Origin of the sequence: Ramlibacter henchirensis (assembly GCF_004682015.1) — a bacterium.
In the GTDB taxonomy this organism is placed as follows: domain Bacteria; phylum Pseudomonadota; class Gammaproteobacteria; order Burkholderiales; family Burkholderiaceae_C; genus Ramlibacter; species Ramlibacter henchirensis.
Genome location: NZ_SMLM01000002.1, coordinates 342,205 through 364,531, shown reverse-complemented (window position 1 = coordinate 364,531; position 22,327 = coordinate 342,205). Strand labels below are relative to the sequence as shown.

23 protein-coding genes are annotated in these 22,327 nt (G+C 68.4%); 20 read left to right on the top strand and 3 right to left on the bottom strand.

What is annotated here, in order from left to right:
• Nucleotides 1–26: 26 nt before the first annotated feature.
• Nucleotides 27–3,041, bottom strand: coding sequence for an Rne/Rng family ribonuclease (locus EZ313_RS14505; RefSeq protein ID WP_135263997.1), 3,015 nt, complete (start codon nucleotides 3,039–3,041; stop codon nucleotides 27–29).
• A gap of 507 nt (nucleotides 3,042–3,548) precedes the next feature.
• Between EZ313_RS14505 and EZ313_RS14500 the strand changes: the two genes are divergently transcribed.
• The 4 genes from EZ313_RS14500 to EZ313_RS14485 are packed head-to-tail and all read left to right on the top strand — an operon-like array spanning nucleotide 3,549 to nucleotide 6,579.
• Nucleotides 3,549–4,571: an RluA family pseudouridine synthase gene (locus tag EZ313_RS14500; protein WP_135263996.1), complete on the top strand. Its 1,023-nt coding sequence runs from the start codon at nucleotides 3,549–3,551 to the stop codon at nucleotides 4,569–4,571.
• Entirely contained in the window at nucleotides 4,549–5,211 is a 663-nt protein-coding gene (locus EZ313_RS14495) for an HAD family hydrolase (RefSeq protein WP_135263995.1), read from the top strand. Before EZ313_RS14500 ends, EZ313_RS14495 begins: the two co-directional genes overlap by 23 nt.
• 5 nt (nucleotides 5,212–5,216) lie before the next feature.
• Nucleotides 5,217–5,579: a Rieske (2Fe-2S) protein gene (locus EZ313_RS14490; RefSeq protein WP_205960398.1), complete on the top strand. Its 363-nt coding sequence runs from the start codon at nucleotides 5,217–5,219 to the stop codon at nucleotides 5,577–5,579.
• A gap of 10 nt (nucleotides 5,580–5,589) precedes the next feature.
• Nucleotides 5,590–6,579, top strand: a complete 990-nt coding sequence (locus EZ313_RS14485; RefSeq protein ID WP_135263994.1) for a S49 family peptidase — start codon at nucleotides 5,590–5,592, stop codon at nucleotides 6,577–6,579.
• Here the strand turns inward: EZ313_RS14485 and EZ313_RS14480 are convergent.
• On the bottom strand, nucleotides 6,576–7,337 hold the full coding sequence (locus EZ313_RS14480; RefSeq protein ID WP_135263993.1) for an SAM-dependent methyltransferase: 762 nt from the start codon (nucleotides 7,335–7,337) through the stop codon (nucleotides 6,576–6,578). The two genes, EZ313_RS14485 and EZ313_RS14480, sit on opposite strands and share 4 nt — an antisense overlap.
• The gene (locus tag EZ313_RS14475) at nucleotides 7,337–7,915 is read right to left on the bottom strand and encodes a Maf family protein (protein ID WP_135263992.1); all 579 of its coding nucleotides are present in this window, start codon (nucleotides 7,913–7,915) and stop codon (nucleotides 7,337–7,339) included. The genes EZ313_RS14480 and EZ313_RS14475 overlap by 1 nt, the downstream gene beginning before the upstream one ends.
• Before the next feature lie 26 nt (nucleotides 7,916–7,941).
• On the opposite strand from EZ313_RS14475, the gene EZ313_RS14470 reads away from it, so the two are divergent.
• The 16 genes from EZ313_RS14470 (at nucleotide 7,942) to EZ313_RS14395 (ending at nucleotide 22,325) form a co-directional block, all read left to right on the top strand.
• Entirely contained in the window at nucleotides 7,942–8,484 is a 543-nt protein-coding gene (locus tag EZ313_RS14470; protein WP_135263991.1) for a YceD family protein, read from the top strand.
• A gap of 134 nt (nucleotides 8,485–8,618) precedes the next feature.
• Nucleotides 8,619–8,801 carry a 50S ribosomal protein L32 gene (gene rpmF / locus EZ313_RS14465; RefSeq protein WP_027101192.1) on the top strand — a complete coding sequence of 61 codons (183 nt, stop codon included), beginning with the start codon at nucleotides 8,619–8,621 and terminating at the stop codon, nucleotides 8,799–8,801.
• Between the two features lie 136 nt (nucleotides 8,802–8,937).
• Nucleotides 8,938–9,987 carry a phosphate acyltransferase PlsX gene (gene plsX, locus EZ313_RS14460; protein ID WP_135263990.1) on the top strand — a complete coding sequence of 350 codons (1,050 nt, stop codon included), beginning with the start codon at nucleotides 8,938–8,940 and terminating at the stop codon, nucleotides 9,985–9,987.
• Nucleotides 9,984–10,961, top strand: a complete 978-nt coding sequence (locus EZ313_RS14455; protein WP_135263989.1) for a beta-ketoacyl-ACP synthase III — start codon at nucleotides 9,984–9,986, stop codon at nucleotides 10,959–10,961. The genes plsX and EZ313_RS14455 overlap by 4 nt, the downstream gene beginning before the upstream one ends.
• Nucleotides 10,962–11,015: 54 nt before the next feature.
• Complete coding sequence (gene fabD, locus EZ313_RS14450; protein ID WP_135263988.1) at nucleotides 11,016–11,966, top strand: ACP S-malonyltransferase; 951 nt, start codon at nucleotides 11,016–11,018, stop codon at nucleotides 11,964–11,966.
• A 2-nt stretch (nucleotides 11,967–11,968) separates the two neighbouring features.
• Nucleotides 11,969–12,709, top strand: a complete 741-nt coding sequence (gene fabG, locus EZ313_RS14445) for a 3-oxoacyl-ACP reductase FabG (RefSeq protein ID WP_205960432.1) — start codon at nucleotides 11,969–11,971, stop codon at nucleotides 12,707–12,709.
• Nucleotides 12,710–12,799: 90 nt separating this feature from the next.
• Nucleotides 12,800–13,039 carry an acyl carrier protein gene (acpP, locus tag EZ313_RS14440; RefSeq protein WP_013902185.1) on the top strand — a complete coding sequence of 80 codons (240 nt, stop codon included), beginning with the start codon at nucleotides 12,800–12,802 and terminating at the stop codon, nucleotides 13,037–13,039.
• Between the two features lie 7 nt (nucleotides 13,040–13,046).
• Complete coding sequence (gene fabF, locus EZ313_RS14435; RefSeq protein WP_135263986.1) at nucleotides 13,047–14,291, top strand: beta-ketoacyl-ACP synthase II; 1,245 nt, start codon at nucleotides 13,047–13,049, stop codon at nucleotides 14,289–14,291.
• 25 nt (nucleotides 14,292–14,316) lie between these two features.
• A complete protein-coding gene (locus tag EZ313_RS14430) occupies nucleotides 14,317–14,775 on the top strand; it encodes a hypothetical protein (protein ID WP_135263985.1) in 459 nt (152 codons plus the stop codon).
• Entirely contained in the window at nucleotides 14,772–15,407 is a 636-nt protein-coding gene (gene rpoE, locus EZ313_RS14425; protein WP_135263984.1) for an RNA polymerase sigma factor RpoE, read from the top strand. Before EZ313_RS14430 ends, rpoE begins: the two co-directional genes overlap by 4 nt.
• 28 nt (nucleotides 15,408–15,435) lie before the next feature.
• Complete coding sequence (locus EZ313_RS14420; protein WP_240788654.1) at nucleotides 15,436–16,032, top strand: sigma-E factor negative regulatory protein; 597 nt, start codon at nucleotides 15,436–15,438, stop codon at nucleotides 16,030–16,032.
• Nucleotides 16,033–16,040: 8 nt separating this feature from the next.
• A complete protein-coding gene (locus tag EZ313_RS14415) occupies nucleotides 16,041–17,054 on the top strand; it encodes a MucB/RseB C-terminal domain-containing protein (protein WP_135264659.1) in 1,014 nt (337 codons plus the stop codon).
• Between the two features lie 93 nt (nucleotides 17,055–17,147).
• Nucleotides 17,148–18,635 carry a DegQ family serine endoprotease gene (locus EZ313_RS14410; protein ID WP_135263982.1) on the top strand — a complete coding sequence of 496 codons (1,488 nt, stop codon included), beginning with the start codon at nucleotides 17,148–17,150 and terminating at the stop codon, nucleotides 18,633–18,635.
• A gap of 506 nt (nucleotides 18,636–19,141) precedes the next feature.
• Nucleotides 19,142–20,953: a translation elongation factor 4 gene (lepA, locus tag EZ313_RS14405; RefSeq protein ID WP_135263981.1), complete on the top strand. Its 1,812-nt coding sequence runs from the start codon at nucleotides 19,142–19,144 to the stop codon at nucleotides 20,951–20,953.
• Nucleotides 20,954–20,960: 7 nt separating this feature from the next.
• Nucleotides 20,961–21,929: a signal peptidase I gene (gene lepB, locus EZ313_RS14400; RefSeq protein ID WP_135263980.1), complete on the top strand. Its 969-nt coding sequence runs from the start codon at nucleotides 20,961–20,963 to the stop codon at nucleotides 21,927–21,929.
• A 33-nt stretch (nucleotides 21,930–21,962) separates the two neighbouring features.
• A complete protein-coding gene (locus tag EZ313_RS14395) occupies nucleotides 21,963–22,325 on the top strand; it encodes a DUF4845 domain-containing protein (RefSeq protein WP_135263979.1) in 363 nt (120 codons plus the stop codon).
• The last annotated feature ends 2 nt before the right edge of the window (nucleotides 22,326–22,327 follow it).

The window sequence follows — 22,327 nt, the reverse complement described above, 5'->3', positions numbered from 1 at the left end:
GCCGAAGCTCCCTTTCTTCTTGCCCCTTACTGCAGCGGCGCCTGAGGCGGCTGCTGCTCGAACGGCAGTTTCATGTCGCGAAGGTCGCGGCGCGTCTCCACCAGCACCAGCGGGCCTTCGTCGATCACCACCGCGGGCGGGCGCTCGCGCGGCACGCGGATCGGCTTGGGCTCCGCGGCGATGGCCGCCTGCACCGCGGCGATTTTGTCGGCGTCGGAGTTCACCCATTGCAGGCCGGAACTGGCCGCCACTTCAGCGAGCTGGTCCACCGGCAGCTCGAACGGCTGCACCTTCGGCAGTCCAGCCGGCGCAGCGGGCGCGGCGGACGGCTGGACTGCGATCGGCGCGATGGCCGCCGGGGCCCGCTGCTCGGCCGGGGCGGCGTGCGCGGACTCCTCCGAGACGAAGCCGGTGGCGTAGCGGGGACGGCGGTCGGACGACGGCTCGGCGTCGGCGCCGGTCGCTTCCGGCGCCGGCGCGCCTTCGTTGCTCGCCGTTTCCTCGCGGGCGCCGCGCTCGCGACGGTCACGGCCGTAGCGGTCGCGCGAGCGGCGCGGGTCGCGGCGGGCTTCGGGACTGGAGCCCTCGACCGCCTCGGCCTGCTCGCCTGCGCCCAGCAGCTGGACCGCGTCCTGTCCTTCGACGGCTGCGCCCTCGGTCAGGGTCTGCGGCACGCCCTCGCGCGGGCGGCGCTCGCCGCGGCGGCCTTCGCCACGTTCACCGCGTTCACCGCGTTCACCACGCGGCGGGCGATCACCGCGCTGCTCGGCGCCGGTCTGGGCGGCCTCGGCTTCCTGGCCGGGACGCGCTTCGTCGCGGCGCGGGCGATCCCCACGCGGCTCGCGCGGCTCACGTTCGGCGCGCGGCTCGCGGGGTTCGCGCGGTTCGCGCTCGGCGCGGGCCTCGCGGGCTTCACGAGGCTCGCGCCCTTCGCGAGGTTCACGCGTCTCGCGCGGCTCACGCGCCTCGCGCGGTTCACGGCCTTCCCCGCGCTCGCCACGTTGCTGGCGCTCACGGCGCTGCTCGTCGCCACCGCGGCCTTCACCCCGCCCGCGGCCTTCGGCAGGGCGGCCTTCCACGCCGCCGGCTTCACCACTGCGAGTGGGTTGCGCCTGCGCGCCTTCACCGGCGGCGGCGCGCTCGCGCCGCTGCTCCTGGTCGCGTCCGCGGCCTCCTCGATCGCGACCGCGTCCACCCCGGCGGCTTTCGCCTCCACGCTCGCCGCGAGTTTCGCGCTTCTCTTCCGCTTTCGCGGCCCCGGCCGCTGCAGCAGGCGCGGGAGCCGCCACGGGCGGCGGGCTGAAGAGGCTGCGGAACCATGCGAAGAAGCTCGGCTCTGCGTGCGGAGCAGGCGTCGGCGCCGGCGCAGGAGCGGGCGCGGCCGCTTGCGGCGCGGGCTCGACCGGCTTCTCCGGCCGCACCGGGGCGATCGGCGCCGGCGCGTCAGGCAGCACGCCCTTGATCAGCGGCTCCTGGCGGTTGGCGCGCTCCTGCGAGCGGCGCGTCACCTCGGTCTTCTCCTCGATGTCCTCGGCCATGTGGTAGCTGGCCTTGAGGTTGTCCAGGCGCGGGTCGTCGTGCTTCAGGCGCTCGAGCTTGTAGTGAGGCGTCTCCAGGCCCTTGTTGGGGACCAGCAGCACGTTCAGGCGCTGCTTCAGTTCGATCTTGGTGATCTCGGTGCGCTTCTCGTTGAGCAGGAAGGAAGCGACCTCCACCGGCACCTGCACGTGCACGGCCGCGGTGGAGTCCTTCATCGACTCTTCCTGGATGATCCGCAGGATCTGCAGCGCCGAGCTTTCCGTGTCGCGGATGTGGCCGTGGCCGCCGCAGCGGGGGCAGGGGATCGACGCGCCTTCGGAGAGCGCGGGCCGCAGGCGCTGGCGGCTCATCTCCATCAGGCCGAACTTGCTGATGGTGCCGAACTGCACGCGCGCGCGGTCCTGGCGCAGCGCGTCGCGCAGGCGGTTCTCGACCTCGCGGCGGTTCTTCGACTCTTCCATGTCGATGAAGTCGATGACGATCAGGCCGCCCAGGTCGCGCAGGCGCATCTGGCGCGCCACCTCGTCGGCGGCTTCCAGGTTGGTGCGGGTGGCGGTCTCCTCGATGTCGCCGCCCTTGATGGCGCGCGCCGAGTTGACGTCGATGGAGACCAGGGCCTCCGTGTGGTCGATGACGACGACGCCGCCCGACGGCAGCTTCACCTCGCGGGCGTAGGCCGACTCGATCTGGTGCTCGATCTGGAAGCGGGAGAAGAGGGGTGCGTCGTCCCGGTAGCGCTTCACCTTGGCGGCGTGCTCCGGCATGACATGCGACATGAACTGGTGCGCCTGGTCGTAGATCTCGTCCGTGTCGATCAGGATGTCGCCGATGTCGTTGTTGAAGTAGTCGCGGATGCAGCGGATGACCAGCGACGACTCCTGGTAGATCAGGAAGGCGCCCTTGCCGCCCTTGGCCGCGCCGTCGATCGCGTTCCACAGCTTGAGCAGGTAGTTCAGGTCCCACTGCAGCTCGGGCGCGCTGCGGCCGATGCCGGCCGTGCGCGCGATGATGGACATGCCGTTGGGGTACTCCAGCTGGTCCATCGCCTCCTTGAGCTCGGCGCGGTCGTCGCCCTCGATGCGGCGCGAGACGCCGCCGCCGCGCGGGTTGTTGGGCATCAGCACCACGTAGCGGCCGGCCAGCGAGATGAAGGTCGTGAGCGCCGCGCCCTTGTTGCCGCGCTCTTCCTTCTCCACCTGGACCAGCAGTTCCTGGCCCTCCTTGATCACTTCGTTGATGCGCGCCTGCGAGGGCGACACGCCGGGCGCGAAGTAGGTCTTGGAGATCTCCTTGAACGGCAGGAAGCCGTGGCGATCCTCGCCGTAGTCGACGAAACAGGCTTCCAGCGACGGCTCGACGCGCGTCACGACGGCCTTGTAGATGTTGCCCTTGCGCTGCTCGCGCCCTTCGATCTCGATTTCGTAGTCGAGGAGCTTCTGCCCGTCGACGATGGCCAGCCGGCGCTCTTCGGCCTGCGTGGCATTGATCAGCATCCGCTTCATTGCGTCACCTTCTTGTTCTCTCACATTCGACCCGCGGACGGGTCCACGATGCCGGGCAGACGCGGTGCGAAACGGGAAGCGGAAGCGGCGCGACAGCGCTGCCGACGGCCGGAAGGCCTAAGTCAGCAATCGCAGGGGCGGCGCGTGGAGGCGGGCGAGGCGGGGGGCCGGGCGCAGGATCGCAGGCAACAAGGCCTGGGGGGCGCGCAGCGGTTGCCGCGGCGGGCCGAAGCCGGCGGCCGGGGGCATCAGCCACCGCCAGCAGGCCAGGAGAAGCGCCATCAGCACAGGAGACTCGCTTGTCCGCCGCCAGCATGGACGCTGGCGGCTGTATTCCGGTTCAGGGTTTCGGTTCGCGTCGGCGGCATCGGCGCCTTGGCTGCCAGTTGCGTCCGTGCGGGCCCGCAATCTTGCGCCAAGGTCGACGACGGCATCGACCTGCCAGCGCTTCCCGGTGTAGTGGCGGACTAAACTCCAGCCAAATCAAACACTTACGGCGAAACGCTAGTGAAACGGATTATAGGGGGCGAGACGCCTTCCGCCAAAGCCGGAGTGAAAGGCATGCAGGCCGCAACGGCCAAAAGCCTGCAGGTCGGGGAGGAATCGGCCGGACAGCGGCTCGACAACTTCCTCTTGCGCGAGCTCAAGGGCGTTCCCAAGACACACGTCTACCGGATCATCCGCAGCGGTGAAGTGCGCGTGAACAAGGGCCGCGCGGCGGCGGACACGCGGGTGGAAGTGGGCGACGTCGTCCGGGTTCCGCCGGTGCGGCTGCCCGAGCGTGTGGAAGACGCGGCAGCGCGGCCGGCGCCCGCGCGCGAATTCCCGGTGCTGCTCGAAGACGACCACCTGCTCGCGGTCGACAAGCCCGCGGGCGTGGCCGTGCATGGCGGAAGCGGCGTGAGCTTCGGCGTGATCGAACAGCTGCGGCAGGCGCGGCCGGGCGCGAAGTTCCTGGAGCTCGTGCACCGGCTGGACCGCGAGACCTCGGGCGTGCTGCTGGTTGCCAAGCGCCGCTCCGCGCTCACCGGCCTGCAGGAGCAGTTCCGCGGTCGAGAGACCGGCAAGACCTACCTGGCGCTCGTGAACGGCGCGTGGCCGGCGCAGAAGAAGGTGATCGACCTGCCGCTGCACAAGTTCCTGGCGGGTGACGGCGAAGCCGCCGGCGAGCGCCGGGTGCGCGTCGTCGGCAAGGACGACCCGGAAGGCATGCGCTCGATCACGCTGGTGAAGGTGGCGCGCCGGCTCGGCGCGTTCACGTTGCTGGAAGTGACGATCAAGACCGGCCGCACGCACCAGATCCGCGTGCACCTCGCATCGCAGGGGCACCCGATCGCGGGCGACGACAAGTACGGGGACTTCGAGCTGAACAAGTCGCTGCAGCGGCAAGGCCTCAAGCGCATGTTCCTGCACGCGTGGCGATTACAGTTCCGCCATCCCGCCACCGCGGAGCCGCTCGCGCTGGAAGCGCCGCTGCCCGCCGACCTGCGCCAATTCGCCGAACGCCATGCCCAGCCCACGACGGTTTGACCTGATCGCCTTCGATTGGGACGGCACGCTGTACGACTCCACCAAGGTGATCGTGCGCTGCATCCAGCGCGCGGTGGTGGACGTGGGCGGCGCGATGCCGACCGAGCGCGCCGCGGCCTTCGTCATCGGCATGAGCCTGACCCAGGCGCTTGCGCGCGCCGCGCCCGACGTGCCGCCGGAAAAGTACGGCGAGCTAGGCGAGCGGTATCGCCACCACTACTACCAGCACAAGGACGACCTCAGCCTGTTCGACGGCGTGCTGCCGATGCTGCGCGACCTACGCGCGCGGCACCACTGGCTGGCCGTGGCCACCGGCAAATCGCGGCGCGGCCTGGACGAAGTGCTGCGAACCGAGGAACTGCACGGCGTGTTCGACGGCTCCCGCACCTCGGACGAGACGGCGGGCAAGCCGCACCCGCGCATGCTCAACGAACTGATGCGCGAATCCGGCGCCGAGCCCGGGCGCACGCTGATGATCGGCGACACCACGCACGACCTGGAGATGGCGCGCAACGCGGGCTGCGCAAGCGTGGGCGTGAGCTACGGCGCGCACGAGCCCGCCGAGTTCCACGAACTCGGTCCGGTGCACATCGCGCATTCCGTGCGCGACCTGCACGATTGGCTGCTGGCCAACGCCTGAGCGCCATGGAGCAGGTGCCCCTGTGCAACAGCAAGGACCTCGTGGACGGCGGCCTGGCCGTGCCTTTCGACGTCGTGTACGGGGGGTACACATGCCGTGCGTTCGCGATTCGCTGGAAAGGCTCCGTGCACGCCTACCTGAACCGTTGCGCGCATGTCGCGATGGAACTGGACTGGCAGCCCAACCGCTTCTTCGACGACACCGGGCAGTGGCTGCTGTGCTCCACGCACGGCGCGGTGTACCGGCCGGACACCGGCGCATGTGCGGGCGGCCCCTGCCGCGGCGGGCTTGTGCGCATCGAGCTGAGCGAGCGCGACGGCGTGGTGCACTGGCATACTGACTGGAACCTGCAACCCGTCTCCTTCTGACTCCCCCGACATGACCGACCCGCTGACTCCCGGTACGCCCGAACCCGCGCCGCCTTCCGCCACTTCCGGCCTCAAGCCCGGCTGGGAGCGCGAGACCATGGAGCGCCTGGTGTTCGAGACGCTGAAGGAGCAGCGCGCCGCGCGCCGCTGGCGTAACTTCACGCGGCTCGCCTGGCTGGTGTTCTTCATCTTCCTGATCTGGGCCGTGGGCTTCCGCGGCGCCGCGGGCAAGGACAAGTCGCTGCCCCACACGGCGGTGGTGGAAGTCAAGGGCGAGATCTCGTCGGACTCGGACGCGAGCGCCGAATTCATCGTCGCCGCCATGCGCGCGGCGTTCGAGGACCCGGGCGCGCAGGGGATCGTCCTGCTGATCAACTCGCCCGGCGGCAGCCCGGTGCAGGCCGGCATCGTCAACGACGAGATGAAGCGGCTCAGGGCCAAGTACAACAAGCCGGTGTATGCGGTGGTGGAGGAGGCCTGCGCTTCCGCGGCGTACTACATCGCCGCCGGCGCCGATCGCATCTACGTGGACAAGGCCAGCATCGTGGGCAGCATCGGCGTGCTGATGGATGGCTTCGGATTCACCGGGGTGATGGACAAGCTGGGCGTCGAGCGCCGCCTGATGACGGCGGGCGAGAACAAGGGCTTCCTCGACCCGTTCAGCCCGCAGACCGAGCGGCACCGCGTGCACGCCCAGGCCATGCTGGACCAGATCCATCGCCAGTTCATCGACGTGGTGAAGGCCGGCCGCGGCAAGCGCCTGAAGGACGGACCGGAGCTGTTCACCGGACTGTTCTGGACCGGCCAGCAGGCGGTGGACCTGGGTCTGGCCGACCAGATGGCCAACCTGGACTTCGTGGCGCGCGAGGTGATCAAGGCCGAGGAACTGGTCGACTACACCCGGCGCGAGAACGTGGCCGAGCGCCTGGCCAAGCGCTTCGGCGCTTCGATCGGCGAAGGCGCCATGCGCGCGGTGCGCGCGATCCCGGCGCTGCGCTAGACACCGATCAGGAACACGGCCGGCGTGTCCGAAGGCGGACCGCCGGCCTTTTGCTTCCACTGGGCCGCGGTGCGACAGGCCACCTGCGCGTGCGGCAACGTGAGGCCCGTGGCCACCGCCAGCCGCGTGCCCGGCCTCAGCGTTTCCAGCAACGATTGCCAGAGCGCTGCGTTGCGATACGGCGTCTCGATGAACAGCTGGGTCTGGCCGCTGCGCAGGGCGAGCGCTTCCAGCTCACGGATCCGCTGCGCGCGCGGGCCGGGCTGCTGCGGCAGGTAGCCGACGAAGGCGAAATTCTGGCCATTGAGGCCCGCCGCGGCGAGCGCCAGCACCAGCGACACCGGCCCCACCAGCGGCACCACGCGCAGGCCAAGCTCGTGCGCCGCGCGCACGACCGAGGAGCCCGGATCGGCGATCGCCGGCATGCCCGCTTCGCTCACGAGACCGATGTCGTGCCCGTCGAGCGCGGGGGCGAGCAGCGGCTTCGCATCGAAGCCGCCGGCGTGGTCGCCCTTCTTGTGCACATCGCGCGGGAGTTCCTGCAGGGACAGCGACTGCAGCGCTTGGGTGAGCGGCTGGACTTCGCCGACGCGCTTGAGATAGGCGCGTGTCGATTTCGCGTTCTCGCAGATCCAGTGCGACAGCCGTGCCGCGACTTCGAGCGTGCCCGCCGGCATCACCTGCGTGATCGGCGCCTGCTCTGTGCAGCCGAAATCCAGCGGCGCGGGGACGAGGTACAGCGTGCCCGGGCCGGCCATCAGGGCACCTGCAGCCCGGCGGCGCGCAGCATGCGGCAGGTGCGGATCAGCGGCAGGCCGACCAGGGCCGTCGGGTCGTCGCTGTGGATCGCGTCGAGCAGCGCGATGCCCAGGCCTTCGCTCTTGGCGCTGCCGGCGCAGTCGTACGGCCGCTCGGCCTGCAGGTAGCGCTCGATCTCCTCGTGAGAAAGCCGGCGGAATTCGACGCGCACCGGCGCCAGGTCCTGCTGCACGAGGCCCGAGCTTCGGCACACGACGGCCACCGCGGTCTGGAAGATGACGGTGCGTCCGCTCATGCGGCGAAGCTGGGCGGTGGCGCGCCCGTGATCGCCAGGCTTGCCGAGCGGCTCGCCGTCCAGGTCGGCCACCTGGTCGGAGCCGATCACCACCGCTTCGGGATGGCGCTGCGCGACGTCGTGCGCCTTTGCGAGAGCAAGACGCCGCGCAAGCTCCGCCGGGGGCTCGCCCGGCCGCGGCGTTTCGTCCACCTCGGGCGCGGCCACTTCGAAAGGCAATCCGAGACGGCCCAGCAGTTCCCGGCGATAGCGGGAAGTCGAGCCGAGGATGAGGGTTCGCACGGGGCGATTCTCTTACACTGACCCCGATGAAACGGCAGTTCAACGCGCAGCGGCTCGACGTGCAGGCGTTCGCCGAAGACGGCGCGGAGTTGTCCGGCCAGGCCGAACTGCGCAGCTTCGCGCGCCTGTCCGGGGAATCGGGCGGCCGAGGCGCCGAGCGCCCCGTGGAATGGAGCGCGCAAGGCGAATTGCTCAATCCCCGCCATGTCCACCCCGAAGTCTGGCTGCACCTCACTGCTTCGGCGGTGATGCCCCTGACGTGCCAGCGCTGCCTGGAACCGGTGGATGTTCCCGTGTCCGTGGAGCGCTCGTTCCGCTTCGTCGCCGACGAGGAGACCGCCGCCGCCGAGGACGACGAATCCGAGGAAGACCTGCTGGCGATCAGCCGGGCCTTCGACCTGCTGGGCCTGGTCGAGGACGAACTGCTGATGGAAGTGCCGGCCGTGCCCCGGCACGAGGTCTGCCCGGAGCCGGTGCAATTCTCGGCGGCCGATCCTGGCTTCGAGGAAGCGGCCCCGGCGGAGAATCCGTTCGCCGCCCTGAAGGTGCTCAAGGGCGGCAAGGGCTAGCCCGGCGCGGATCGTCTATAATGGCGGGCTTCGCGCCGGTGGCACTTGCATAGTGCGCCCGCGCAATCCCACCCACCCGATCAACAGCGCCAGAGCGGCTTTCCGCGGCGCCACGCAACTCCAGGAGCCCCGGCATGGCCGTCCAGCAAAACAAGAAGTCGCCCTCCAAGCGGGGCATGCATCGTTCGCACAACGCGCTGACGGTGCCCGGCATCGCGGTGGAACCCACCACCGGCGAAACCCACCTGCGCCACCACATCAGCCCGACCGGCTTCTACCGTGGCCGCAAGGTGCTCAAGACCAAGAACGACGCCTGATCGACGTCGCGGATGCAACGCCGCGGCGAGCATCGCGGCAAGAGAAGGCCCGCCGCTGCCTGCGCAGCCCGGGCCTTTTTTCCGGCCGCAGCAAGCGTAGCGGATCGGCCACGCGCCAAGCTCTACATTTGAGGACATGACGATCCTGTCCGTCGATTGCATGGGGGGCGACCACGGGCCGGCGGTGACGCTGCCGGCCTGCCGCCGGTTCCTGGACGAGCATCCCGAAGCCCGACTGCTGCTGGTGGGCGGCGATGCGCTGGGATCCTTCAACCACCCGCGCGCCACGCACGTGCCCGCCTCCGAGGTGGTGGCGATGGACGACGCCGTCGAGGTGGCGCTGCGCCGCAAGAAGGATTCGTCCATGCGCGTGGCGATCCAGCAGGTCAAGGAAGGCAAGGCCCAGGCGGCGGTGTCCGCCGGCAACACCGGCGCTTTGATGGCGCTTGCGCGCTACCTGCTCAAGACCGTCGACGGCATCGACCGCCCGGCGATCGCGTACCCGCTTCCCAACGCGAAAGGTGGCGCCACCACGGTGCTCGATCTGGGCGCCAACGTCGATTGCACCGAGCAGCACCTGCTGCAGTTCGCCGTCATGGGCTCGGCCCTGGTCGCCGCACTGAAGAACCAGGAACAGCCCAGCGTCGGCCTGCTGAACATCGGCGAGGAGATCATCAAGGGCAGCGAGGTCATCAAGCGCGCCGGCGAACTGCTGCGCTCGGCCGCCGCGGCCGGCGACCTCAACTTCCACGGCAACGTGGAGGGCAACGACATCTTCAAGGGCACCACCGACATCGTGGTCTGCGACGGTTTCGTCGGCAACGTGGCCCTGAAGACCAGCGAGGGCCTGGCCGGCATGATCGGCGGCTTCCTGCGCGAGGAGTTCTCGCGCAACCTGCTGACCCGGCTCGCGGCCCTGATCGCCTACCCCGTGCTGTCGTCCTTCAAGAACCGCGTGGACTATCGCCGCTACAACGGCGCGGCATTGTTGGGACTCCGCGGCCTCGTGTTCAAGAGCCACGGCTCCGCCGATGCTTTCGCGTTCAGCCAGGCATTGGCCCGGGCGTATGATGCAGCCCGAAACAACCTGCTCGATCGCGTCCAGGCCCGCATCGCACACGCCCGGCCCCTGCTGGCCGGGTCTCCCGCGGAACCGCAGCCGGCCGAGGCGATCGCTTCCGAATGAGCCGTTACTCGCGCATCACCGGCACCGGCAGCTACCTTCCGCCGCGCCGCGTGACCAACGCCGACCTCACCGCCGAACTGGCGGTCCAGGGCGTCGAAACCTCGGACGAGTGGATCGTGGAACGCACCGGCATCCGGGCGCGCCACTTCGCCGCGCCCGACGTCACCACCAGCGACCTGGCCGCGCACGCGGCGCGCCATGCGATGGAAGCTGCGGGCTGCGGCCCGGCCGACATCGACCTGATCATCGTGGCCACGTCCACGCCCGACATGGTGTTCCCCTCGGCGGCCTGCATCCTGCAGAACAAGCTCGGCATCGCGGGCTGTCCCGCGTTCGACGTGCAGGCGGTGTGCAGCGGCTTCGTGTACGCGCTCACCGTGGCCGACGCGATGATCAAGACCGGCAGCGCCAGGCGCGCGCTCGTGGTCGGCTCCGAGGTGTTCTCGCGAATCCTCGACTTCAAGGACCGCACGACCTGCGTGCTGTTCGGCGACGGCGCCGGCGCGGTGGTGCTCGAAGCATCGGAGACGCCCGGCATCCTGGCGACCGAACTGCATGCGGACGGCAAGCATGTCGGCATCCTCTGCGTACCCGGCACGGTCGCCGGCGGCAAGGTGCTGGGCGATCCTTTCCTGAAGATGGACGGCCAGGCCGTGTTCAAGCTCGCCGTCGGCGTGCTGGAAGACGCCGCACGCGCCACGCTGGCCAAGGCCGGCCGCACGGACGCCGACATCGACTGGCTGATCCCGCACCAGGCCAACATCCGGATCATGCAGGGCACGGCGAAGAAGCTGAAGCTTCCGCTGGACAAGCTGGTCGTCACGGTGGACCAGCACGGCAACACCTCGGCGGCCTCGATCCCGCTGGCGCTCGACGCGGCGGTGCGGCAGGGCAAGGTGCGCAAGGGCGACACGCTGATGCTCGAAGGCGTCGGCGGCGGCTTCACCTGGGGCGCGGTGCTGCTGGACTTCTAGCCCGCGCGCCCGCTTCATCTCTCTTTTCATTCCCCTCGACGGCAGGCACGCAAGATGAAACCGTTCGCATTTGTCTTTCCCGGCCAGGGCTCGCAGGCCGTGGGCATGCTGGACGCCTGGGGCGATCACCCGGCGGTCCGCGAAGTGATTGCGCAGGCGTCCGACGCGCTCGGCGAAGACGTCGGCCGCCTCATCAAGGAAGGCCCGAAGGAAGCCCTCGCGCTCACCACCAACACGCAGCCCGTCATGCTGGCGGCCGGTGTGGCGGCCTACCGCGCCTGGATCGCCGAAGGCGGTGTGGAGCCGGCCGTGGTGGCGGGCCATTCGCTGGGCGAGTATTCGGCGCTCGTCGCGGCAGGCGTGCTGAGCCTTGCCGACGCTGCGCCGCTGGTGCGATTCCGCGCCCAGGCGATGCAGGAGGCAGTGCCGGTGGGCGAGGGCGCAATGGCGGCCATCCTCGGCCTGGACGCCCAGAAGGTGGTCGAGGGCTGCGCCGAAGCGCAGCGCACGTTCGGCACCAACACGATGGAAGTCGTGGAGGCGGTGAACTTCAACGATCCCGCGCAGACGGTGATCGCCGGCAGCAAGGAGGCGGTGGACAAGGCCTGCGAGGTGCTGAAGGCCAAGGGCGCCAAGCGCGCGCTGCCGCTGCCGGTGTCCGCGCCGTTCCACTCGAGCCTGATGAAGCCGGCGGCGGATCGCCTGCGCGAGCGGCTGGCGCAGGTCGCTTTCAACGCGCCGACGATCCCGGTGGTGAACAACATCGAAGCGAAAGTGGAGAGCGAACCCGGCCGCATCCGCAACGCGCTGTACGAACAGGCGTTCGGCCCGGTGCGCTGGGTGGACTGCATCAAGGCGATCCAGGCGCGCGGCGTGCAGGTCGTGCTGGAGTGCGGGCCCGGCAAGGTGCTGCAGGGACTTTGCAAGCGCATCGACCCGGCGCTGGCCGCCGGGGCGGTGTACGACCCGGCCAGCCTGGCCGAAGCCAAGGGACTGCTGCAATGAGCATGGAAACTTTGAAGGGGCAGGTCGCGCTGGTCACCGGTGCATCGCGCGGCATTGGTGCCGCCATCGCCCAGGAACTTGCGCAGCGCGGCGCCACGGTGATCGGCACCGCGACCACCGATGACGGCGCGGGCAAGATCACGCTGGCGCTTCAGGCGCAGGGCGGCCGCGGCGTTCGCCTTGACGTCAACGATGCGGCCTCGGCCGAAGCCGTGATCGAGGACATCGTCAAGCAGCGTGGCGGCCTGCAGGTGCTGGTGAACAACGCCGGCATTACGCGAGACATGCTCGCCATGCGCCTGAAGGACGAGGACTGGGACGCGGTCATCGACACGAACCTGAAGGCCGTCTTTCGCATGAGCCGCGCGGTGATGCGCACGATGATGAAGCAGCGATACGGCCGCATCGTCAACATCACATCGGTGGTGGGCGCATCCGGCAATCCGGGCCAGGCCAACTACGCGGCGGCGAAAGCCGGGGTCGCGGGCATGACGCGCGCGCTCGCCCGCGAACTGGGCAGCCGCGGCATCACGGTCAACTGCGTGGCCCCCGGCTTCATCGAAACCGACATGACGGCCGCCTTGCCCGAGGATCAGCAGAAGGCGCTGCTGGGCCAGATCCCGCTCGGCCAGCTCGGCAAGCCGGCCGACATCGCACACGCCGTCGCCTATCTCGCTTCCCGCGAGGCCGGCTACGTCACGGGGCAGGAACTGCACGTGAACGGCGGCATGTTCATGGCCTGACGTTCAGGCGCCGCCTGCGCGAGCTCGGCGGTGCGAACAAGCTGCCAAGCTAAAATCGCGGATTCATTCAACAACCCCCAGAGGGAACCCATGAGCGATATCGAAGCACGTGTCAAGAAGATCATCGCCGAGCAACTCGGCGTGGAGGAGTCGCAGGTGACGAACGAGAAGGCCTTCGTGGCCGACCTGGGCGCCGACTCCCTTGACACGGTCGAGCTGGTGATGGCGCTGGAGGACGAGTTCGGCATCGAGATCCCGGACGAGGACGCCGAGAAGATCACCACCGTGCAGAACGCCATCGATTACGCCAACGCGCACCAGAAGGCCTGATACGACAATGAGCCGTCGCCGAGTCGTCGTCACCGGCCTGGGCTGCGTCAGCCCCGTCGGCAACACGGTCGCCGAATCGTGGGGCAACCTGCTGGCGGGCAAGCCCGGCATCGACTTCATCACGCAGTTCGACGCGGCCAACTTCGCCTGCCGCTTCGCCGGCGAGGTCAAGGGCTTCAACATCGCGGACTACATCCCCGAGAAGGAAGCCCGGCACATGGACCGGTTCATCCACCTCGGGCTGGCGGCGGCCTGCCAGGCGGTGGCCGACAGCGGCCTGCCCTCGGGTGAAGCGCTTCCGGCCGAGCTGGCCGAGCGCATCGGCGTCAACATCGGCGCCGGCATCGGCGGCCTGCCGATGATCGAGCAGACCCACGCCGAACTCACCAGCCGCGGCCCGCGCCGCGTCTCTCCCTTCTTCGTCCCCGCCTCGATCATCAACATGATCTCGGGGCACGTGTCGATCAAGTACGGATTCAAGGGGCCGAACATCGCGGTGGTCACGGCCTGCACGACGGGCCTGCATGCGATCGGCCTGTCGGCTCGCATGATCGAGAGCGGCGACGCCGACGTGATGGTCTGCGGCGGCGCCGAGTCTTCCGTGTCGCCTCTGGGCATCGGCGGCTTCGCGGCGTCGCGCGCGCTGTCCACCCGCAACGACGATCCCAAGACGGCTTCGCGCCCTTGGGACAAGGACCGCGACGGCTTCGTGCTGGGCGAAGGCGGCGGCGTGGTGGTGCTGGAGGAATACGAACACGCCAAGGCGCGCGGCGCGAAGATCTACGCCGAGCTGGTCGGCTTCGCCATGTCCGCCGATGCGTACCACATGACGGCGCCCGATATCGACGGCCCGCGCCGCGCCATGGTCGGTGCGCTGCGCAATGCCGGCATCAACGCCGACGAGGTCGACTACCTCAATGCGCACGGCACGTCCACGCCGCTGGGCGACCTGAACGAGACGAATGCGATCAAGGCCGCGCTGGGCGACCACGCGAAGAAGATCGTCGTCAGCTCCACCAAGTCCATGACCGGCCACCTGCTGGGCGGCGCGGGCGGGATCGAGTCGGTGTTCACCGTGCTGGCCGTGCACCACCAGAAGGTGCCGCCCACGATCAACATCTTCAACCAGGACCCCGAATGCGACCTGGACTACTGCGCCAACACCGCGCGTGACCGCAAGGTGAACTTCGCGGTGAAGAACAACTTCGGTTTCGGCGGCACCAACGGCACGCTGGTTTTCAAGCGGGTCTGATCCGGCCAACCTGCAAAGCCATCCCATGCACGGCGCCCCATCGGTGAGTTATCCGGTGGGGCGTTCGCTTTTTGCGGGTGCGCTTCTGACGGCGGCCTGGCTGCTTGGACTCGCAGGCGTCATCGCATTCGCGTGGCACGGCGCATCGCCTGCGCGTCTCGCGGTGGCCGCAGCCGCATGCATCGCCTGCGGCTGCTGGGCGGGCGCGTGGTGGCGGCGGCAGGAAGCGGGACTGCTGGCCTGGGACTCGGCCGCATGGTCCTGGTCGGCGGCGGGGCCGGGGGTGGAAGCGGGGGCTGTGCAGGTCGTCCTGGACCTGCAGTCGGTGCTGCTGTTGCGTTGGAACGCGCAGGGACGAACCCGCTGGATATGGGTCGAGCGCGCCCGCCTTCCATCGCGCTGGGACGCGCTGCGCCGTGCGGTATATTCCCGCGCCAACCCTGAGGCGCCGCCCCGGGCCGAGCCGCCTTCGGCCACACCATGACCCAGAGCCCGCCCGCCCCCGCGCCTCCCGCCGCCGACTCCGACCAGATGCTGGTGGCGCGCGCCGTGGCCGGCGACCAGCGCGCCTACGAACTGCTGGTACTGAAGTACCAACGCCGGATCGAAAGGCTGATCGGGCGCATGGTGCGCGACTCGGACCTGGTCGAAGACATCGCGCAGGAAACCTTCATCCGGGCCTGGCGGGCCCTTGGCCAGTTCCGCGGCGAGGCGCAGTTCTACACCTGGCTGTACCGGATAGCCGTCAACACCGCCAAGAAGGCCCTGGTCGACCTGAAGCGCGATCCGCTGGTTTCCGAGAGTGCGCTTCGCGGCGGCGACGACGACGATGAAACTTCCTCGGTGGAGAACGAACTAACCAGCCCGGAAACGCCGGAGACGGTGCTCGCCGCCAAGGAAATCGCCGCCACGGTCAACTCGGCCATGGAGGCGTTGCCCGAGGAATTGCGGCAGGCCGTCACGCTGCGCGAGATCGAAGGGCTGAGCTACGAGGAGATCGCGGAGGCGATGAACTGCCCGATCGGCACCGTCCGATCGCGCATCTTTCGCGCCCGCGAGGCGATTTCGGCCAAGGTCAAGCCCCTGCTGGAGAACCAGTCGGGCAAGCGCTGGTAGTCGCGAGGTGGTTGCGATGGACGACACGATGCAAGACAAAGAACTGATTTCCGCGCTGGCCGACGGCCAGCTGCGAGGCGACGCGTTCGCGCGCGCCATGCAGGCGTGCAGCGGCCGCGAGGCGCTGGACACCTGGCACGCCTACCACCTCATCGGTGACGTGCTGCGTTCGGGCGAGTTGGCCCGCGGCGCGTCCGCGGCGCCGTTCCTCCAGAAGCTATCGGCCCGGCTCGCGCAGGAGCAGGCCGGCGCGCGGCCGCAGGCGGCCACGCTGCCGCCGATCGCGGTGCGCAATTCCCAGGAGCCGGCGGCAAACGATGGCGCCTTCCGCTGGAAGATGGTCGCCGGCGTGGCTTCGGTCGCAGCCTTCGCCGCTGTCGGCTGGTCGATGCTCGGCGCGGCGGGCTCTCCCACCGGCCCGGTGCAGCAGCTGGTTGCCGCGCCGCAGCAAGCTTCTGCGAGCGAAGCGGGCACCCTCGTCGCCAGGACCGAGCCCCGCGTGATGATCCGCGACCCCAAGCTCGATGAGATGCTGGCGGCGCACCGCCAGTTCGGCGGCGCCTCGGCGCTGCAGATGCCCTCGGGATTCCTGCGCAGCGCCACCTTCGAAGGGCCGGCCCGCTGACCATGCGGATGACCTTGCCCCCGTTGCGAGCCGCCGCCGGGACGTGCCTGCTCGCGCTCTACGCGCTGGCAGGCGCCGCTTCGGCGCAATCGAAGGGCGCCTCCGCACCCCTGGTTCCGGAGCGCAGCGTCAACGAGTGGCTCATGCGCATGCAGGACGCCTCGCGCCTGCGCAGCTACGTCGGAACCTTCGTGGTGTCCTCCAGCGGCGGCGCGCTGTCCAGCGCCCGCATCTGGCATTCGGGAGATGCGGCGCAGCAGGTCGAGCGCGTCGAAGTCTTGTCCGGCGCGCCGCGTTCGACCATCCGCCGCAACGACGAAGTGCTGACCTTCCTGCCGGAGCACCGCGTGGTGCGCGCGGAGAAGCACGATTCGCTCGGACAGTTCCCGCACCTCCTGCAGTCCTCCGATACGTCGATCCCCGAGTTCTATTCAGCCCGCCGCCTGGGCAACGATCGCGTGGCGGGTTTCGACGCCGACGTGGTCCAGCTCGCGCCCAAGGATGCGCTGCGGTTCGGCTACCGCGTGTGGAGCGAGAAGCGATCCGGCCTGGTGGTCAAGCTGCAGACGCTGGACGCCGAGGGCAAGGTGCTCGAGCAGGCGGCGTTCTCCGAACTGCAGCTCGATGCGCCGGTGCGGGCCGACCGGCTGGCGCAGATGATGCAGACGCCGCAAGGCTGGCGCGTGGAGCGCGCCAATGCGGTCAAGACCGACCCTGCCGCGGAAGGCTGGGCCATGAAGTCCGCAGTGGCCGGCTTCAAGCCGATGAGCTGCTACAAGCGCGTCGCGGCGCCGGGTGCGCCCGAGGGCAGCATCCACTGGATCTTTTCGGATGGGCTGGCCGCCGTGTCGCTGTTCGTCGAGCCCTACGACAGCCAGCGGCACCTGCAGGAAGGCCTGTTCGCCAGCGGCGCCACCCACACGCTCGCGCGCCGCGTCGAGGGTTGGTGGCTGACGGTGGTCGGGGAAGTTCCCGCCCAGACGCTCAAGGCTTTCGCGCAGAACCTTGAGCGGCGCCGGTGAGTCCCCATCTTCGGGCGTGCCGCGGCCGAGTGAACCAATCCGGCCGCGTACGGTTCTGAGTCTGAGGTTCAGCTGTCGAAGGAAGAGGTCCCCATGATCCGCATCCATTGGAATTCGCTGCGCAGCCATGCGCTCGCCGGCGTGCTGGCGGTGGCCGCGGGCGGCGCGGTGCTGCTGCCTGCCGCCCCGGCGCTCGCGCAGTCCGCCCCGCAGCCGCGCACCGGCCTGCCCGACTTCGTCGACCTGGTGGAGCAGGTCGGCCCGGCGGTGGTGAACATCCGCACGATGGAACGCGCCCGCAGTTCGTCGCAGGGTCCGCAGATGGACGAGGAGATGCAGGAGTTCTTCCGCCGCTTCTTCGGTCAGCCCATGCCCAACGTGCCCCGCGGCCCGCGCTCCGCGCCCGATGACGAGCAGCGCGAGCGCCCGCGCGGCGTGGGTTCCGGCTTCATCATCACGGCCGACGGCTACGTGATGACCAATGCGCACGTGGTCGAAGGCGCCGAAGAAGTGCTCGTCACGCTGCCGGACAAGCGCGAGTTCAAGGCCAAGGTGGTCGGCACGCCGGACAAGCGCACCGACGTGGCCGTCATCAAGATCGACGCGGGCGGCCTGCCGTTCGTGAAGATCGGCGACGTCAGCAAGCTCAAGGTGGGCGAGTGGGTGATGGCCATCGGCTCGCCCTTCGGTCTCGAGAACACCGTCACCGCCGGCATCGTCAGCGCGAAGGCGCGCGACACGGGCGACTACCTGCCGTTCATCCAGACCGACGTGGCGATCAACCCCGGCAATTCCGGGGGCCCGCTGATCAACCTGCGCGGCGAGGTGGTGGGGATCAACAGCCAGATCTATTCGCGCTCGGGCGGCTTCATGGGCATCTCGTTCGCGATCCCGATCGACGAGGCCATCCGCGTGGCCGACCAGCTGCGCGGCCCGAACGGCCGCGTCTCGCGCGGGCGCATCGGCGTGCAGATCGACCAGGTCACCAAGGACGTCGCCGAATCGATCGGCCTTGGCAAGCCGCAGGGCGCGCTGGTGCGCAGCGTCGAACCCGGTTCGCCAGCGGACAAGGCCGGCGTCGAGGCCGGCGACATCATCACCAAGTTCAACGGCCAGCAGATCGACAAGGCCACGGACCTGCCGCGCATGGTCGGCAACACCAAGCCGGGCACGCGCTCGACGATCACGGTGTTCCGCCGCGGCGGCTCGCGCGACCTGAACGTGCAGATTGCCGAGTTCGAGGCGGAGAAGCCGGTGCGCCGCGCGCAGGCGCCCGATGACAAGCCCAAGGGCGGCTCACCCGCGGCGCAGTCGCTCGGTCTCGCGGTGGCTGAACTCACCGAGGCGCAGAAGAAGGAGCTCAAGGTGAAGGGCGGCGTGCGGGTCGAGGGCGTTGCCGAGACCGCTGCACGCGCGGGCATCCGCGAAGGCGACGTGATCCTGCAGATCGGCAACACCGAGATCAGCAACGTGCGCGAGTTCGATGCCGCGGTCGGCAAGGCCGATCGCACCAAGCCGATTCCCGTCCTGCTGCGCCGGGGCGAGCTGGCGACCTACCTGCTGATCCGGCCGGCCCGCTGATCCAGACCGTCCAGGAGCCCCGAACCCGTACGCGGGTCGGGGCTTTTGCGCGATTGGAGGAGGCGCGATGCAACTCGACAATATTTTTTTCTTTCGGAAAGCTGAGCCCTTCCGGTTGGCGTCCGCTAACTTCCTGGCGAGGCCGACCCCTCCAAATGGATAGAATCCGCTCCCGTCAGGGCGGCTTTTACGCATAACGAAGGTCCGAAAGTCCACCATACGGGATGCCTCGGACCGGGCGCCTGCTGATCCACAGATCGCCCACAAGTTGTCCTGCACACCCCCTTCGCATTCTGTTGATATCCTGTGGATGAATTTCTCGTTGTGGGGCTGCAACGGGCCTTTTGCGGCGGACCGTCGGCTGTACGTGCCGGGCTTTTTGCCTACAATGAAGCTCCAACTATCGCAGTTGCCATAGATTGTTGGTTCAGGGCGCGTCGCCACTCGACGCGCCCTTTTTTCTTTGGGTTCGCCCAGATGAATCAATCACTTAAGCGTTCCCGTTGATGAATCACATCAGAAATTTTTCGATCATTGCGCACATCGACCACGGCAAGTCGACGCTCGCCGATCGACTGATCCAGCGTTGCGGAGGACTCTCCGACCGCGAGATGGAAGAGCAGGTCCTCGACTCGATGGATCTCGAAAAAGAGCGTGGGATAACCATCAAGGCGCAGACCGCCGCATTGCAGTACACGGCCCGCGATGGAAGCGTCTACAACCTGAACCTGATCGACACGCCGGGCCATGTCGACTTCTCGTATGAAGTGAGTCGCTCGCTGTCCGCATGCGAGGGCGCGCTGCTGGTGGTGGACGCGAGCCAGGGCGTCGAAGCGCAGACCGTCGCCAACTGCTACACGGCGCTCGACCTCGGCGTCGAGGTGCTGCCGGTGCTGAACAAGATGGACCTGCCGCAGGCCGATCCCGAGAACGCCAAGGCGGAGGTCGAGGACGTGATCGGCATCGATGCGTCGCAGGCGATCCCCTGTTCCGCCAAGACCGGCATGGGCATCGACGAGATCCTCGAGGCGATCGTCGCCAGGGTGCCGGCGCCGCGCGGCAATCCCGACGGCCCGCTGCGCGCGATGATCGTCGACAGCTGGTTCGACAGCTACGTGGGCGTGGTGATGCTCGTGCGCGTCGTCGACGGCCGCCTTGCCAAGGGCGATCGCATCAAGCTGATGGCCACAGAAGCGACGTACGAAGCCAACCAGCTCGGCGTGTTCACGCCGGCCAACGTCCAGCGCGACTCGCTGCAGGCCGGCGAAGTCGGCTACATCATCGCGGGCATCAAGGAACTGCAGGCGGCCAAGGTGGGCGACACCGTCACCATGGTCAAGGCGGGGACCGGCGGCGCCGCGTTCACGGCAACCGAACCGCTGCCCGGCTTCAAGGAGATCCAGCCGCAGGTGTTCGCGGGCCTGTATCCCACCGAGGCCAACCAGTACGACAGCCTTCGCGACGCGCTGGAGAAGCTCAAGCTCAACGATTCCTCGCTGCGCTACGAGCCCGAGGTGAGCCAGGCGCTGGGCTTCGGTTTCCGCTGCGGCTTCCTGGGCCTGCTGCACATGGAGATCGTGCAGGAGCGCCTCGAACGCGAGTTCGACCAGGACCTGATCACCACCGCCCCGAGCGTCGTCTACCAGGTCGTGAAGGGCGACGGCGAGGTGATCATGGTCGAGAACCCGTCCAGGATGCCGGAGCAGGGCCGCATCGAGGAGATCCGCGAGCCGATCGTGACGGTGCACCTGTACATGCCGCAGGAATACGTCGGCCCGGTGATGACGCTGGCCAACCAGAAGCGCGGACTGCAGATCAACATGGCCTACCACGGCCGGCAGGTGATGCTCACCTATGAGCTGCCGCTGGGCGAGATCGTGCTGGACTTCTTCGACAAGCTGAAGTCCGTCAGCCGCGGCTACGCGTCGATGGACTACGAGTTCAAGGAGTACCGCGCGTCCGACGTGGTGAAGGTCGACATCCTGCTCAACGGTGACCGCATCGATGCGCTGTCGATCATCGTGCACCGCAGCCAGGCCCAGTACCGCGCCCGGGCGGTGGTGGCCAAGATGCGCGAGATCATCAGCCGGCAGATGTTCGACGTGGCCATCCAGGCGGCCATCGGCGCCAACGTCATCGCCCGCGAGACCGTCAAGGCGCTGCGCAAGAACGTGCTGGCAAAATGTTACGGCGGCGACATCACCCGCAAGCGCAAGCTCCTCGAAAAACAGAAGGCAGGCAAGAAAAGAATGAAGCAGATCGGCTCGGTCGAAGTCCCCCAGGAAGCTTTCCTCGCCATCCTGCAAGTCGAGGAATAGGACGGTGATGCCGATCCTGACAGCCGCGGTGCTCGCGGCCTTCGCCGGGTATGCGGGCGCCTGGTACCTGGGCTTCGTCGAAGGCAATTTCGCGCTGCTGCTTTTCCTGGCCACCGTGGTCACCGGTGCCTACTGGGTCGCCGAGCGGTTCTGGTTCCTGCCGCAGCGCCGCCGCGTGGCCGAAGGCGTGGCGGTCCAGGCGCAGGAGCGGCGCACCCAGCTGGCCGCCCAGGGCATCACGCAGGTCGACGGACCGGACGTGGAGCAGACCCGCCAGAAGCTGCTGATGCAGCCGTGGTGGCTGGACTGGACCGCAGGGCTGTTCCCCGTGATCGTGGCCGTCTTCGTGCTGCGCTCGTTCCTCTTCGAGCCGTTCAAGATTCCTTCCGGGTCCATGATCCCCACGCTGCTGGTGGGCGACCTGATCCTGGTCAACAAGTTCACCTACGGGCTGCGGCTGCCGGTGCTCAACACGCGCATCACCGACGGCACGCCTCCCACGCGCGGCGACGTGATGGTGTTCCGCTACCCGCCCAAGCCGAGCCTCGACTACATCAAGCGCGTGGTCGGCGTGCCGGGCGACGAGATCGCATACCTGAACAAACGTCTCACGGTGAACGGCCAGCCGGTCCCGCGCCAGCCGATGTCCGACTTCTTCGACGAGGACTCGATGCGCTATTCGCGCCAGTTCGCCGAGTCCCTGGGTAGCAAGTCCTATCGAGTGTTGAACGATGACGACAGACCCGCGTTCATCCCGGGGGCGGAGGACTTCCCCTACAAGGAGAATTGCCGCTACAGTGTCGAGGGTGTCGTATGCAAGGTGCCGCCAGGGCACTACTTCATGATGGGGGACAACCGGGACAACTCGCTCGACTCGCGGTTCTGGGGTTTCGTTCCGGACCGCAACATCGTCGGCAAGGCGTTCCTCATCTGGATGAATTTCGGCGACCTGGGGCGGATCGGTTCCTTCGAATAAAGAGATTTCTCAAGGCAGGAGCGAGGGGTAGAAATGAAGCATGGTTCCAGGGCCCGGCAGGCCGGCATTTCCTTCTTCGGATTCATCATCGTCATGGCCGTGCTGGCGGCGCTCGGCGTGCTGGTGGCGCAGGCCGTTCCCAGCATGCTGGAATTCCAGGCGGTGGTGAAGGCGATGGAGAGGGCCAAGGACGCGGGCACCCCGCAGGACGTGCGCTCGGCCTTCAACAGGTCCGCGAACATCGACGACATCAAGTCGGTCGACGGCAAGGACCTGGAGATCGTGAAGGTCAACGACCGCACGGTGCTCAAGGTCGCCTACGACAAGCAGATCCACATGTTCGGCCCCGCGTACCTGCTGCTCAAGTACGTCCACCAGACCAACCCGGGCAAGTAGCG